Annotated in this window: 9 protein-coding genes; all 9 read left to right on the top strand. The window is 59.7% G+C overall.

All coding sequences use genetic code 11. The annotated features are described in order from the left end of the window. Positions 1-32 precede the first annotated feature (32 nt). Positions 33-3,365 carry a SusC/RagA family TonB-linked outer membrane protein gene (locus EQG79_RS02535; RefSeq protein ID WP_129599731.1) on the top strand — a complete coding sequence of 1,111 codons (3,333 nt, stop codon included), beginning with the start codon at positions 33-35 and terminating at the stop codon, positions 3,363-3,365. A 77-nt stretch (positions 3,366-3,442) separates the two neighbouring features. Continuing rightward, entirely contained in the window at positions 3,443-4,957 is a 1,515-nt protein-coding gene (locus tag EQG79_RS02530) for a SusD/RagB family nutrient-binding outer membrane lipoprotein (RefSeq protein ID WP_129599730.1), read from the top strand. A gap of 130 nt (positions 4,958-5,087) precedes the next feature. Next, the gene (locus EQG79_RS02525; RefSeq protein WP_129599728.1) at positions 5,088-6,008 is read left to right on the top strand and encodes a metallophosphoesterase family protein; all 921 of its coding nucleotides are present in this window, start codon (positions 5,088-5,090) and stop codon (positions 6,006-6,008) included. 217 nt (positions 6,009-6,225) lie between these two features. Next, positions 6,226-6,753, top strand: a complete 528-nt coding sequence (locus EQG79_RS02520; protein ID WP_129599726.1) for a phosphonate degradation HD-domain oxygenase — start codon at positions 6,226-6,228, stop codon at positions 6,751-6,753. 46 nt (positions 6,754-6,799) lie between these two features. Further along, on the top strand, positions 6,800-9,565 hold the full coding sequence (locus EQG79_RS02515) for a phosphoesterase (RefSeq protein WP_129599724.1): 2,766 nt from the start codon (positions 6,800-6,802) through the stop codon (positions 9,563-9,565). A gap of 139 nt (positions 9,566-9,704) precedes the next feature. After that, a complete protein-coding gene (locus EQG79_RS02510; RefSeq protein ID WP_129599722.1) occupies positions 9,705-11,951 on the top strand; it encodes a TonB-dependent receptor in 2,247 nt (748 codons plus the stop codon). Positions 11,952-11,984: 33 nt separating this feature from the next. Then, on the top strand, positions 11,985-13,256 hold the full coding sequence (locus EQG79_RS02505) for a DUF5690 family protein (protein WP_129599720.1): 1,272 nt from the start codon (positions 11,985-11,987) through the stop codon (positions 13,254-13,256). Between the two features lie 44 nt (positions 13,257-13,300). Continuing rightward, positions 13,301-13,918, top strand: coding sequence for a class I SAM-dependent methyltransferase (locus EQG79_RS02500; protein WP_129599718.1), 618 nt, complete (start codon positions 13,301-13,303; stop codon positions 13,916-13,918). A gap of 75 nt (positions 13,919-13,993) precedes the next feature. Continuing rightward, the gene (locus tag EQG79_RS02495) at positions 13,994-14,935 is read left to right on the top strand and encodes a phosphatase domain-containing protein (RefSeq protein WP_129599716.1); all 942 of its coding nucleotides are present in this window, start codon (positions 13,994-13,996) and stop codon (positions 14,933-14,935) included. Positions 14,936-14,975 lie beyond the last annotated feature (40 nt).

The following is a 14,975-nucleotide window of genomic DNA, read 5'->3' as shown; positions in this document are numbered from 1 at the left end:
CTGGTACTTACTCGAGACTAACCTGCACATGTATGAAATCAACCTGTTTACCTTCTTTAACGCCCCCGTTGCCCGGTTTGCGCCCACTCTGGGTGGCGTTCTTTTTTTGTCTGCTGTCGGGGCTGGCGGCTACCGCACAATCCATTACCGGGCGGGTCAGCTCGGCCGATGACAACCAGCCACTGCCGGGGGTATCGATTGTCATAAAAGGCACCACGACGGGCACCACCACCGGAGCCGACGGGCGGTACACCCTCACGGTGCCGGGTCCTAACCGTACGCTGACGTTTTCGTTCATCGGCTACGAATCGCAGGAGGTGGCGGTCGGTAACCGGTCAACGGTCGATGTATCGCTGAAGGGCGATGCCCAGACGCTTGGCGAAGTGGTAGTAACGGCCCTCGGTATCCAGCGTGAAAAGAAAGCCCTGGGTTATGCCACTCAGGAGATTCAGGGCAGTGCGCTGACTATAGCCCGCGAAACCAACGTGACCAACCAGCTGGCCGGTAAAGTGGCGGGGGTTACGGTAGTGGGTAGCCCATCGGGCATTGGCGGCTCGGCGCGGGTCACGATCCGGGGCGAGCGCTCGGTCGATCTCAACAAAAACCAGCCGCTGTACGTCATTGATGGGGTGCCGATCTCGAACGGGCTCACCAGCGGGTCGGGCCGTAACAACCTCGAAGTAGACTTCGGCAACGGCGCCAGCTTCGTCAATCCCGACGACATCGAGTCGATCAACGTGCTGAAGGGAGCGGCTGCGTCGGCGCTCTACGGCGCGCGGGCGGCCAACGGGGTAATTGTGATCAAGACCAAATCAGGCCGCGGCAGTAAAGGCATCGGGGTCGAGATTAACACGAACCAGACCTTCGAAACACCCCTCGTGCTGCCCGAATACCAGAACGTATACGGACAGGGGAACGCCAACGGGGGCGACTTCGCCTTTGTCAACGGGGGCGGAGCCGGCCTGACCGACGGAACCGACGAAGCCTGGGGGCCTGCCTTCTCGCTCAACAAAAGCTATCCTCAGTACAACTCACCCCGCACGCTCAACGGCCAGCCCATTCCGTTCCGGGGGGGCGACCTGAACGCACCGGCGGGCAGCGTCATCACGCCCACGGCCTGGGTACCCGAAACCGATAACCTAAAGAAGTTTCTGCAGACGGGCCATACCAACACGACCAACGTAGCCGTGACGGGTAGTAATGAATCCGGCAATTTCCGGCTGGCGCACACGCTCCTGAACCAGACCGGTATCGTGCCAAACACCGATCTGAAACGCTACACGACCTCGCTGAGCGGGGGCTACAACTTCACCCCCAAATTTTCGGCCAATGCGTTCGTCAGCTACATCAAGGGCGAAAGCGGCAACCGCCCATCGATCAGCTACGGTACCGAAAGTATCATGTATCTCTTCAACTGCTGGCTGCCGCCCTCGGTGCAGCTCGAGCCGATGAAGGACCTCTGGATGCGCGGTCTCGAAGGAACCCGGCAGTTCAGCTGGAACTACAACTACCATGACAACCCCTACCTAACGGTTTACGAAAATACGAATGGACAACTGTATGACCGCGTGATCGGCAATGCCTCGCTGAAGTACGATCTGACCCCCTGGCTGAGCGTTCAGGGCCGTACGGCCATCGACTACAGCAGCGAAAAACGCGAATACCGGCGGGCGTTCAGCACCCAGCGGTTCCCGTTTGGACAGTACCGCGATTCGCGCATCATTACCGAAGAACGCAACACCGACTTTCTGTTTACGGCCAACAAAGAGTTCAATGCCGACTGGACCCTGTCGGGTACGTTTGGCGGCAACCAGCTGCGGCAGAAATCGGATTTCCTGGAGAGCAATGCCGGTCAGCTGAATATTCCCGGTATCTACAACCTGACCAACTCGCGGGTGCCACTGCAGGTGGCGCAGAGCCTGGTTGGCAAGCGGGTAAACTCGCTCTACGGGTCGGCCCAGCTGGCGTTCCGGAATTACCTGTTCCTCGAGCTGACGGCCCGCAACGACTGGTCGAGCGCGCTGACGCTGCCCGAGTATGCCCGGGCGCTGGGTACTCAGGACAACTCTTACTTTTACCCCTCCGCTGCGCTCAGCGCCGTGTTGAGCGAGATGATTGCCCTGCCGCAGTCGATCTCCTTCCTGAAGGCCCGCGTCAACTACGCATCGGTAGGTAATGACACGGACCCATTCACCTTTACCCAGGCGTACAACCCCAGCGACCCGTTCGGCAACAGCCAGGTATACGGCGAAACCGACCGCCTGGCCAACTTCAACCTCAAACCCGAAATCAGCAACTCGTTCGAAGGTGGTGTGGAACTGAAACTATTCAAACGCCGGGTGGGGCTGGATGTGTCGTATTACCTGACCAACACCCGCAACCAGATTCTGAACATTCCGCTATCGATCACCAGTGGCTACAACAGCCGGGCTATCAACGCCGGTCTGATCCGCAACAGTGGGGTAGAGGTGGCGCTGAACCTGGTGCCGGTCGAGCTGCCTAACAGCCTGCGCTGGGGTGTCGATTTCAACTTCTCGGCCAACCGCAGCAAGGTTATCTCGCTCTCTGACAATATTCAGAACTTCGTGATGGCCAGCCGCCGGGTCAGCATCGAAGCCCGCGTGGGTGAGCGCATGGGCGATATGTACGGAATCGGGTTTGCCCGGGTGCAGAACAGCGACCCAACGAAGCCGTACTACGACGCATCGGGCCAGTACGTGGGGCAGATGGTCTACCGCGACGGGCGGCCGGTGGCTACCACCGAACGCATCAAGCTGGGTAACTACAACCCTGATTTTCTGCTGGGCATCAACAATAGCCTGAGCTACCGGAACCTGCGGCTGAGCTTCCTGTTCGACATCCGCCAGGGTGGTAAACTGTATTCCGAGACCCAGACCGTGGGTCGTGAGGGCGGTATCATCATCGAGACCCTGGAAGGCCGCGCCAATGGCTATGACCTGAGCCTGCCCGGCAACGGCGTCATTGGGCAGGGCGCCAAAATCGTTACCAATGCCGATGGGTCAACCACCTTTGCTCCGAACGACGTGAAGCTGAACTCGCGGCAGTGGCACACGGCCTGGACCGGCGGGCGCAACATTGCCGAAGGGGTCATGTACGACGCTTCGTTCGCCAAGCTCCGCGAAGTACAGCTGGGCTTCAGCATTCCTGATCGAATCTGGGGTCGGGTGCCGCTGCGGGGGGTAACGTTTACGCTGGTTGGTCGTAACCTGGCCGTGTGGTCCAAAGTGCCGCATGTCGATCCCGAAACCCTGTCGTATTCGGGCGGCACGGCCCTGCCCGGTATCGAATACATGGCCATTCCGTCGAGCCGCAGTTTCGGGTTCAACCTGGGGCTGAAACTCTAACCGTCTCTGTCCATTCTATCATCATAGTCGTTGGCGGTTTGCTGATCGTCAATCACTACCATCGATATTCAAAAGCTATGAAAGTGCTTAAATCAATCGTTTTTGGCCTGGCTCTGTTGATCGCTACTGCCTGCGACAACGAGTTTGAGGAGGTCAATACCAACCCGAACGTCCCGACGCAGGTATCGCCGGATCTGCTGCTGGCGGGTGTGCTGCGAAATACGATCAACGACCAGGTCGGTGAGGCCTGGGGCATTGGCAACATCGTTGTGCAGCATACGGCCAAGATTCAGTTCGTAAACGAAGATCGCTACCTCTGGGGTGAGCGCAACGGCGTCTGGAACAGTGTCTACGGTAATATGCGCAACGTTCAGAACATCATCGATCTGGCTACCGCGGCTGGTCAGAACAACTACCTCGGGGTGGCGCTGATCTGGAAGTCGTGGCTGTTCACGCTGGCAACCGATGCCTATGGTGATATTCCGTATACGGAAGCGACCCAGGCCAAGTCGGGCGGTGTTTACGCGCCGAAGTACGATACGCAGGAAGCCGTATACACCGGTATTCTGGCCGATCTGGCCAAAGCGAACGACCTGCTCGGTACTAGTAACGAAGTGCTGGCCGGCGACATACTGTTTGGCGGTGGGGCCGGGTCTATTGCCCGCTGGAAAAAACTGGCCAACTCGCTCCGGCTACGGGCGTTGATGCGGATTTCCGGTAAGCGGAACGTCGCGGCCGACCTGCAGGCCATCGTTGCCGACCGGGCCAAATTCCCGATTATGGAATCGAACGCCGACAACGCAGCCCTGACCTATCAGGCTACGGCTCCGAACCAGTGGCCGCTCTACGGCTCGCGGGTAGGCTCGTTCGATGAGTTCCGGGCCAGCAAGTCGCTGGTCGACCGACTCCTGGCTATCAACGATCCGCGGCTGCCGGTCTTTGCCCGGCCGGTCGAGCGGCCCTCGTCGGCGGGTAAGGTCGAATACGTAGGCGTACCCAACGGACTGGGCGATACGCCGGCGCTGAACTACAACGGTGGCCCGCAGGGTGTTTCGCGGGTGGGGCTGCCGTTTGCCTGCCTCGTCTGCAGCTCGCCCGCGCCGGTACCTAACGTGGCGCGTGGACTGGTGATGACGTATGCCGAGGTGCAGTTCCTGCTGGCCGAAGCCCGGGAGAAAAATCTGATCTCGACGGGTAGTGCCGAAACGTACTACCTGAATGGTATCCGCGCCAATATGGACTACTACAAGGCGATCGTACCGGCCGAGTACGGCATCAACGTAACCCCCGCGGCCGACTATTTCACCCAGGCGGGGGTGGCCTATACGGGGACTACCCAGCAGAAGCTGGAAAAAATCGGGACCCAGAAGTGGGTGGCGCTGCTGTTCAACGGACTTGAGGGCTGGTTCGACTGGCGCCGGACGGGCATTCCTACCGTTACGCCGGGGCCCGATAACCTCAACGGCAACCGGGTACCGGTGCGCTACCCGTACCCGCAGTCGGAGCAGGCGCTGAACGGTAAGAATCGGGCCGAAGCGGTAACCCGTCAGGGAACCGACGATCTGAACACGGCCGTCTGGTGGGACAAGTAGGCCGACGCCCCTTACTTTACGGGAAGTACAGCTTCGGACTGTTGCAATCGCCCGCGAAACTGGCTAAACTGCATCGGTATTGGGTTCATACTCAGTGCCGATGCAGTCATTTGTTCGATCCCCTTTTTTTATGAATCGTCGTTCACTCCTCAAAACCGCCGGCCTGCTGCCACTCGTTGCGCCGGATTTGCCCCTTGTTGCCAGCGCTGTCCGTAAACGATCCGTTCGGTTCGCGTACCTGGGCGATACGCACATCACCGCCGACAGTAAACCGATGGCGTCCGTTGCCCGCTGTCTGCACCACGCGCAGGACCAGGCCGATAAACCCGCTTTTATTCTCCACGGGGGCGATACGATCATGGATGCACTGGGGCAGGACCGCAGCCAGGTGCAAAAGCAGTGGGACGCCTGGCATACCGTCGTCAAGGGCAACAGCTCGCTGCCGATCGAATACTGCATCGGCAATCACGACGTCTGGGGGTACGAAGGAGCCAAAGCGGACCCGCTCTACGGGAAAAAATGGGCCGTTGAGCAGATGGGCATCAGCAACCGCTACCGCTCGTTCGACAAAAACGGCTGGCACTTTATCATCCTCGACAGCGTACAGACCACCCCCGAGGGCAAGTGGTATACGGCCCATATCGACGCCGAACAGATGGACTGGCTCAAAAACGATCTGGCCCGCACCGATCCGAAAACCCCGGTGCTGCTGTTGTCGCACATCCCGATTGTGTCGGCAACGGTCTTTTACGACAAAGCCAACGTCAAAAATGGCAACTGGCAGATACCCGGTAGCTGGGATCATACCGACGCCGTTGATCTGATTGCGCTGTTCTACCAGCACCCTAACGTAAAGGCTTGCCTGAGCGGACACATGCACCTGCTCGACCGGGTCGAGTACAACAACGTAACCTACTTCTGCAACGGGGCCGTCAGCGGCAACTGGTGGACCAGCGACACCTACCACCAGACTAAAGCCGGCTACGCCTTATTTGACCTCTACGACGACGGCACCATAGAACGAACGTATCTGACGTACAACAATAAATAGTGATGAGTGATGAATGATGAGCGATGAATGATAAACGATGCGCCAGCGCCCGTCCCCGTGGTCTGTGCAGTCGTCGCTCCGATCCTCACTGACTACTCCGTCCCCGTGGTCCGTGTCCTCACGGACCACGGGGAATGATGAATGATGCAATACGGGAACGGAAATACACTCATCGCTCATCACTCATCGTTCATCACTCATCATTCACCACTCACTTATGACTACAATACTCGATTTGTTTGCCCAGGGGGGGCAGGATGCGTATTACGGGGAGCCGGTTACGCAGCTGGAACATGCGTTGCAGACGGCGCTACTGGCCGAACAGGCCGGGGCCGATCGGGAAACGGTGCAGGCGGCTTTTCTACACGATATTGGCCATTTGCTGCCTGCCGACGCGGCCGAAGGCTACATGGATGGCTACGGCACGGTTGACCACGAGCGGCTGGGGGCCGATTTCCTGCGGCAGCGCGGCTACTCGGAGAAAGTAGCCGCGCTGATCGAGCATCACGTCAACGCCAAGCGGTATCTGGTTGCAAAGAACCCTGAGTACTTCGCTCAGCTGTCGGACGCGAGTTTGCGGACGCTTGAGTTTCAGGGTGGACCGATGACCGCCGACGAAGCCGCCCACTTTGAACAGCATCCCTATTTTGCCGAGATCCTGCAACTGCGCCGGTGGGACGAGCAGGCGAAAATTCCGGGCTTACCCACACCCGATGTTGCCTATTACCTGGCTTTGTCTGCCTGATAGCCGGTCTGTAATCCGTTTTTCGTCCGTCTAACCGCCTTACTTTATGAAGTTATATCTACTGACTGGCCTGGCGCTGCTCGCCGGGTCGGCCTTTGGCCAGAAAACCTATAGGACTTTACAGGTACCAGGCCGGGCCGACTACTGCCGGATCGATACCGGCCGCAACCGGCTGGCGGGCCGGGCCGTGTTGCCGAGTGGCCGGTACGTAACCCCGGCGGGACAGACGATCCGGATAACGAATGACCCATTCGGGCTGACGCTCTCGCCCGATGGGACCAAAGCCCTGACGCTGCACGACGGCGTGCTGACGGTCATCAACACGGCAACCCTGGCCACCGTCCGGGTGCCCGACTATGCCGGCACGATTCCGTCGCCGGTACAGGGAGCTACCTTCCTCGGCGTAGCGTTGGCACCGGATCATAAAACGGCTTACCTGAGTAACGGAGACAAAGGCCGCGTCATCATCTTCGACACCGAAACCCTTCGGACAACCGATAGCATCGACCTCAACGGCAATGGCTATACCGATAGTTTTACGTCGGACCTGCTGCTCAACGGTCGTGAGCTGCTGGCACTAGACCGGGCCAACTTCCGGCTGGTGCGCATCGACCTGGCCACGAAACGAATTACAGCCTCGATCCCAACGGGGCGGCAACCGTTCGGGCTGGCGCTGACCCCCGACCGGAAGCAGGCATTTGTGGCCAACGTGGGGCTGTATGCGTACCCGCTGGTGCCGGGCGTAACCCCCACTAATAAAGACACCATGATGCTCCAGTTTCCGGCCTATGGGGCGCATACCAAAGAATCAAGGGAAGGGGTTGAGCGGGATGGCCGGCGTATACCGGGCCTGGGTAGTCCGCTGGCCGACGAGGCCATGAGCGTCTGGCTGATCGATCTGGCCACCAACCGCGTAACGGCCAAACTCAAAACCGGTCTGCAGATTGGGGAGCGAACCGGCGCCCGGATGATCGAAGAAGCGGAGGTAGTTGGTGGGTCGTCGCCCAACTCGGTGGTGGTGGGCAGCCGCTACGCCTATGTCTCCAACGCTACCAACGACAATATCTCGATCATCGACCACCGATCGCGTAAGCTGGCTGGTACGATTTCGCTCCGGGTCGACCCGAAACTGGATCGGTATCGGGGCCTGATGCCCTTTGGCCTGACGCTGACCAACGATGAAAAAACACTGTACGTAGCCCTGTTGGCGTTCAATGCCGTGGCCGTTGTCGATCTGCCGACCCGCACGGTCCGGGGGCTGATTCCGACCGGCTGGGGACCCACCCGAGTGGCGCTGTCGCCCGACGAAAAAACGCTGTATGTTACGTCGGCGCGCGGCTACGGAGCCGGGCCCAATGGGGGCGCAGGCTTCGTGAAACCACCGCAGGGTACGTATATCGGCGATATCCAGCTGGGCACGTTCCAGGCTATAGACCTGCGGGCCGACCTGCCCGCCCTGACCCGGCAGGTACTGGCCAACACCTACCAGACCGTGGCCGTAGCTGATCCGGGGCGTAATCCGCTGCCCGTGCTGCCCAGAACGCGGCCCTCACCGATCAAACACATCGTCTACATCACCAAAGAAAACCGAACGTACGATGAGGTGCTGGGCCAGCTCCGGGCCGGGAAAGGCGACTCGACCCTGGCTCGTTTCGGTACGGGCGTAACCGTACGGTCACGTATAACCACCACGCGGGGTAACAGCGGTCGTACCACCGATCAGCCGGGTGATTCGGTACGGATCACGAGTGCCGACATTATGCCGAACCACGCCCGGCTGGCCAGCCAGTTCGGGTTCTCCGACAACTTCTACTGCGATTCTGACGCCAGCATTCACGGCCACCACTGGATGATGGGCACCATTCCGAACGAGTGGGTAGAGGCCAATGCAGCCTCGGCCGGCCGGTTCGACCCGTTCTCGAAAGCGCCCGGTCGGCGGTTCCCGAAGTCGTCGGGGGCCATCGATCCTGAAGATTACAACGAGATTGGCGGGCTGTGGGAAGCGCTGGAACGCAGTAAGGTCTCGTTTTATAACTTTGGTCAGGTCAACGAATACGCCGGCAACTACGAAGAGCAGTTCGATACCCTCTTCGGCGCGGCTCATCCGGTCGTGTTTCCGATGCCAGCGGCCGCTTTTCGACATACCTCCCGAAATTTTGCGGGCTATAACACCAACATCCCCGATCAGTTTCGGATGGATCAGTTCGAACGGGAGTTCACGGCGAAGTGGCTCGGTAAAAAACGGGCGCCCCTGCCGCAACTGCTCACGGTCATGCTGCCCAATGACCACGGGTCCGGTCCCCGTCCGGACGAAGGCTATCCGTATCTGCACTCGTACATGGCCGATAACGACCTGGCGCTGGGGCGTATGCTGCACTTCCTCTCGCGGACGCCCTATTGGAAAAATATGCTGGTGATCGTGACCGAAGATGATCCGCAGGGAGGTGTTGATCATATCGATGCCCACCGCTCGCTGCTGATGCTGGCCGGTCCGTACGTGAAACGGGGTTATGTATCGCACACGCACGCCAACTTCGGGTCGATCCTCAAGATGATCTACAACCTGCTCAGCGTGCCCTACGTCAATCAGTACGACGCTACGGCCTCGCTGCTCCAGGACTTCTTTACCGACAAACCCGACCTGCGCCCCTATACGGCCGTCCTGCCCGACGCCCGCATCTTCGACCCGCAGGAGGCCATGAAGCCCTACAAAAAAAACTTCGACTGGCGTAAAATCCAGCGCGGCCCCGAGATGGACGACCGCGCCGACCAACGCGCCGATCATTACCGGCAGCAAACGGAAGGCCGTTAACCAGAGTGACTATTGGTAACAACCGCGTCATTGACGAACGAGAACAGTCTAAAAATCAACGTTAACTAAGAAGTAGGCACATTTTTCGTTGGCTGGCTCCTGTAGTCAGTATCTTATGTGCTGATCAACCTGAAACATCATGCACAAACTGTACACCCTGCTTGGCAGTCTCCTGCTGCTTCAGCAAACCTTTGGCCAGACCCTGAGCGGGATGGTACGTGATGCCCGAACCAGTTTGCCGCTTCAGGGAATGACCGTGCAACTCATCCCGACTACCCGGGGCACAACTACTGATAGCCGGGGATACTTCAATTTCTACAACCTGTCCAAAGGCCAGTATACCATACGGGTAAGCTCGGTTGGCTACCGGCTAACCGACTCGACGGTGACGATAGACAGCCGGGCCGACTGGAAGATACTGGTCTACGCAACCCCGAGCGTAATTCAGCTGAATCAGCAGCTGGTTTCTACTCCGCAACGCAGCGAATCCGTTGATTTTGAGCGCCCTGAAGTAACCACGCTGATTACCCCCCGCGACCTGCGGCAGCGCTCGCCCCGGACCGTACCCGAAGCCCTGGTTGGCGCAACCGGCGTATTCCTGCAGAAGACCAACCACGGGGGCGGCTCGCCCTTTGTTCGTGGGCTGACTGGCCAGCAGACGCTGCTGCTGATTGACGGCATCCGACTCAACAACGCTACCTTCCGCTCCGGGCCTAACCAGTACCTGAATACCATCGACCCTCAGAGCGTGGGGCAGATCGAAATTCTGAGGAGCAGCGGGTCGGTTGCCTATGGCTCCGATGCCATCGGCGGGGTCGTAAACGTGCTGACCAAAACCCCGCAGTTTGCCGACCGCCCGGCCGTAACGGGCAGTTTCTTCGGAAAGGCCATGACGCAGGATATGGAATACAGCGGCCGGGCCGAACTGGGGGTTTCGACCCCGTCGGTAGCCATCAGGGGCGGGTTGGCGTACCGGAAGTTTGGCGATCTGGTAGCGGGCCGTGGCCTCGGGCGGGAGTCACCCACGGGCTATAACCAGCTGTCGGGCGATATAAAAGGGCGGTTCAAGCTGTCGAACCGGCTCATTGCCACGGCGGCCTACCAGAACCTGCAACAGGATAGCGTACCGGTCTACCATCGGGTCCGGCTCGAAAATTACCGGTATTACCAGTTCAACCCCCAGCGCCGACAGCTGGCCTACGCCCGGCTCGAAGGCTATTACGACTATCGGTTTCTGCAATCGGTGCAGCTGACAGGATCGTGGCAACGGCAGATCGAAGGGCGGCAGAGTCAGCGCAACAACAACCCCACGGCGGTCTACGAACGGGACCAGACCACCACCACCGGATTGAGCCTGCTGGCCAACGCCCAGCCGATGCGCTACTGGCGGATGCAGAACGGCATCGAGTGGTATTACGACCGGGTTGGCAGCACCCGGCAGGATGTGAATACCCAAACCGGCGCGGCCACGCTGAAACGGGGCCTGTATCCGGATCGGGCAACGATGAGCAGCCTGGCCATCTTTTCGAACCACACGATAACCGTCGACCGGCTGACCCTGACGGCGGGCGCCCGGTATAACGCCTTCCAGATCACTACCCCGGAGGCTACCCTGGGCGAAGCGACCATCCGACCGTCGGCGCTGGTTGGTTCGGCCGGAGCCTCCTATGCTATCGTGCCAGCGGTTCGGCTGGTGGCTTCGGTGGGGTCGGCTTTCCGGGCGCCCAACGTCGATGATCTGGGTACGCTCGGCATCGTCGATTTCCGGTACGAAGTGCCCAATGCCAGCCTTCGCCCCGAGCGGTCACTGACAACCGAGGCCGGCGTAAAAGTACGGACCGGCCGGCTGGCGGCTACCCTGCTGGTGTATAACAACCGGCTGACCGACTTCATCAGCCGCGTCCGGTCGGGGCGGGATTCCATCCAGGGCTATCCGGTATACCTGAAACAGAACAGCTCGGAGTCAGTCATCCGCGGGCTCGAAGCGGAGGTTGAATACGAGTTCGGGGCGGGCCTGCTGGCGTACGGCGGACTCACCTACACCTACGGCGAAAACAGGACGGCCAACGAGCCGTTTCGTCGGATTCCGCCCCTCAACGGCCGCGCCGGACTGACGTACCAGCGGGCTGGCTGGTGGGCGCGGGCCGAGTACCTGTATGCGCAGGCACAAACCCGGCTGGCCCAGGGCGACAAAGATGATAACCGCATCGGTAAGAACGGCACTCCCGGCTGGCAGGTACTGAACCTCAACGGCGGCTATCGCTGGAAATTCCTGACCGTCAGCGCCGAACTGCAGAACCTGACCAACGAAGCCTACCGGACCCACGGGTCAGGGGTCGACGGTGTTGGCCGCAGCGCGTGGCTGTCGGTGTTGGTTAGTTGGTAGAAATGTCATTTATTGTCAGTCAACAGACGATTCATGACTCCCAGATTCCTTCGCCACCCGACCGCGTTCATGCTCTTCGGAGCCACGGCTGCTTTCTGCACCTACGCCTGCATGTATGCCTTTCGCAAAGGTATCACGGCGGTAACCTTCGAAGGAATGGCCTTTGCGGGGATCAACTATAAGATCTGGCTCGTTACGGCGCAGGTACTGGGCTATGCCGCTTCCAAAGGGCTGGGTATCAAGTTTGTATCGGAGATGTCGCCAGGGCGCCGGGCTGGCAATATGCTGCTGCTGGTTGGCATGGCCCTGCTGGCGCTGCTGGGCTTTGCCCTCGTTCCGGCCCCCTGGAATATCGTATTTCTGTTCCTGAACGGCCTGCCGCTGGGTATGGTCTACGGAATCACCCTCGGCTTTCTGGAAGGCCGCCGACAAACCGATGCGCTGGTTGCCGGACTCACTGCTTCGTTCATCTTCGCGTCGGGCTTCGTAAAAACCGTGGCGCTGTCGATCCGGGCCAGCTGGGGCGTAACGGAGTTCTGGCTGCCTTTCGTAACGGGGAGTCTGTTCGTACTGCCGATGCTCGTATCGGTCTACGCGCTAACACTGCTGCCTCCGCCTACGCCCGAAGATCGGGCGCTGCGTACCGAGCGAAAGCCGATGAACCAGCCCGAACGGCAGGCTTTCGTGCGCGAGTTCGGGCCCGGGCTGGCCCTGCTCATCGCCAGTTATGTCCTGCTGACCGCCTTCCGCGACTTTCGCGACAACTTCGGGCCCGAAATTATGAAAGATGCGGGTGTGGAGAACCCGGCGGTTTTTGCCCGTACGGAAACGCTGGTTGCGTTGGGAATTCTGGTTGTCATGGCCCTGCTGCAGCGCGTGACGGACAATTTTCGGGCGTTTGCCCTGCTGAACGGCATCATGCTGACGGGCGGGGTGCTGGTGGGCGTCAGCACCTGGCTCTACACCGTGGGTACCCTCGACCCCGGCACCTGGTTTCTGCTGACGGGGCTGGGTTTATACATGGGCTACGTACCCTGCAACGGCCTGTATTTCGAGCGGCTGGTAGCGGCTTTTCGCTACGTCAGCACGGTTGGTTTCATCGTCACCCTGGCCGACTGGTACGGGTATCTGGGTAGCGTTGGGGTGCTGCTGTATAAAAATTTCGGGCAGGGCGGCATTAGCTACCGGGAGTTCTTCGTGTCGGGCGCTTACATTCTGGCAGTCGTTTACGGTATACTGGTCATCGCGTCGTTTGCGTACTTTAGCCGCAAGTTTCGGGACCGTCCCGAGCCGATGGTTGCCTGACCGACCGCTGCGCCGGGAGAGCTGCCACTGATAAACCGATACCTATGAATCCCTGGAGCGACGTTCCTGCCGATGATTATGAACGCCATATGAGCCACGACACCGTTGGTCAGCTGGCCTGTCTGAGTGAGATTACCCAGGAGAAAATAGAGCAGCGTTATCCGCAGACGATAGCTGTTTATGGCGCCTGCACCGGAAACGGCTTCGTTCACTTCACCGACGCCCGGCGGGTCTATGCCGTTGACCTGAACCCGACTTACCTGGCCATCTGCCACGAGCGCTACGACCCCATCCTGAACGAGCTGGTGCTGATACAGGCCGACATCAACCAGGACCCCGTTCCGATTCCACCCGATTCGGCCGAGCTGATTATCTGCCACCTGTTTCTCGAATACGTCGATCTGGAGCGGGCCTTTGCCAGTATCCGGCAAACCCTCCGGCGGGGTGGGTTGTTGAATGTGGTACTCCAGCGCAGCAACAACAGCGGCTGGGTCAGCAACACGGGGGTAACAACGCTGCAGCCGGTAGCCGCTATCGCTACCGAGGTGGCCGAGGAAAGCCTGCTGGCTCATACCGCTCCGACCCTGCGTTTCGAGGGACGCCAGACCTACCGGATGCCCAACGGCAAAAGCCTGATTTCCTACGATTTTATAAAACAGTAAGAACGAAACGATGCCTGGCTTGACCGATGCGCCCGCAGCATTGGGCAGGCAGGCGAAGTCGTCGAAACGTCAATCATGAAACAGGTGCTGATCCTGACCGGCCTGAGCGGCAGCGGCAAGTCTACCTACGCCCGCCAGTTCTGCGCCGACCACCCCAACTGGCTGCGGGTCAACCGCGACGATCTCCGGCGTAGTCTGCTGCCGGTTTCGTTGCCCGACTACTGGCAAAACTACCCCGATTCGGAGAAAAATCGGATCGAAACCGTTGTCAGCGCCATGCAGGAGACGGCTATTCTGGAGGGGCTGGGCCGGGGCTGGCATGTGCTGGTCGATAATACCAACCTAAAGGTTAGTTATTTCAATGAGTTCAGGAAGCTGCTGGCTGAGCATCTAGACGAAGTCACGATCCAGTACCGGCTCATCGATACGCCCCTCGACGAGTGTATCCGGCGCGACCGCAACCGGGACGATTCGGTAGGGGAGGCCGTGATCCGGAAGCAGGCCGAGCAGCTGGCAACCCTGAAAAAGACATTCCGATTTGCGTCCGAAACCCTGACCCGCCGGCCCGCCTTTCAACGCGAGCAGGAGAGTCATCTGCCCGGCTGCATACTGGTCGACATCGACGGCACCGTAGCCGACAAAGGCGATCGCTCACCGTACGACTGGCAGCGGGTGGGCCTCGATACGCCCAAATGGCCCATCATCAGTCTGGTCAGGGCCATGCAGGCTTCGGGCTATGCCATCGTGTTTTTCTCCGGTCGCGACGCCGTTTGCCGGGCCGAAACCGTGGACTGGCTCAACCGGCATTTCGGCTGGACCACGGCCGACTATCAGCTGTTCATGCGTCCCCAGCGCGACAACCGGAAAGATGCCGTCGTCAAGCAGGAGCTGTTCGATCGGCATATCCGGGGGCGGTACCGGGTAGAGTTTGTGGTCGATGACCGCCAGCAGGTTGTCGACATGTGGCGCCGAACGGTGGGGCTTACCTGCCTGCAGGTCGATTATGGCGATTTCTGACCTAAACCCATTTGCCGTCCTTTTTTGTTATTCTTACAGC

It is taken from the genome of Spirosoma sordidisoli (assembly GCF_004138325.1).
In the GTDB taxonomy this organism is placed as follows: domain Bacteria; phylum Bacteroidota; class Bacteroidia; order Cytophagales; family Spirosomataceae; genus Spirosoma; species Spirosoma sordidisoli.
The sequence above is the reverse complement of the archived record's forward strand: the minus strand, read 5'-3'. Positions and strand labels throughout refer to the sequence as shown.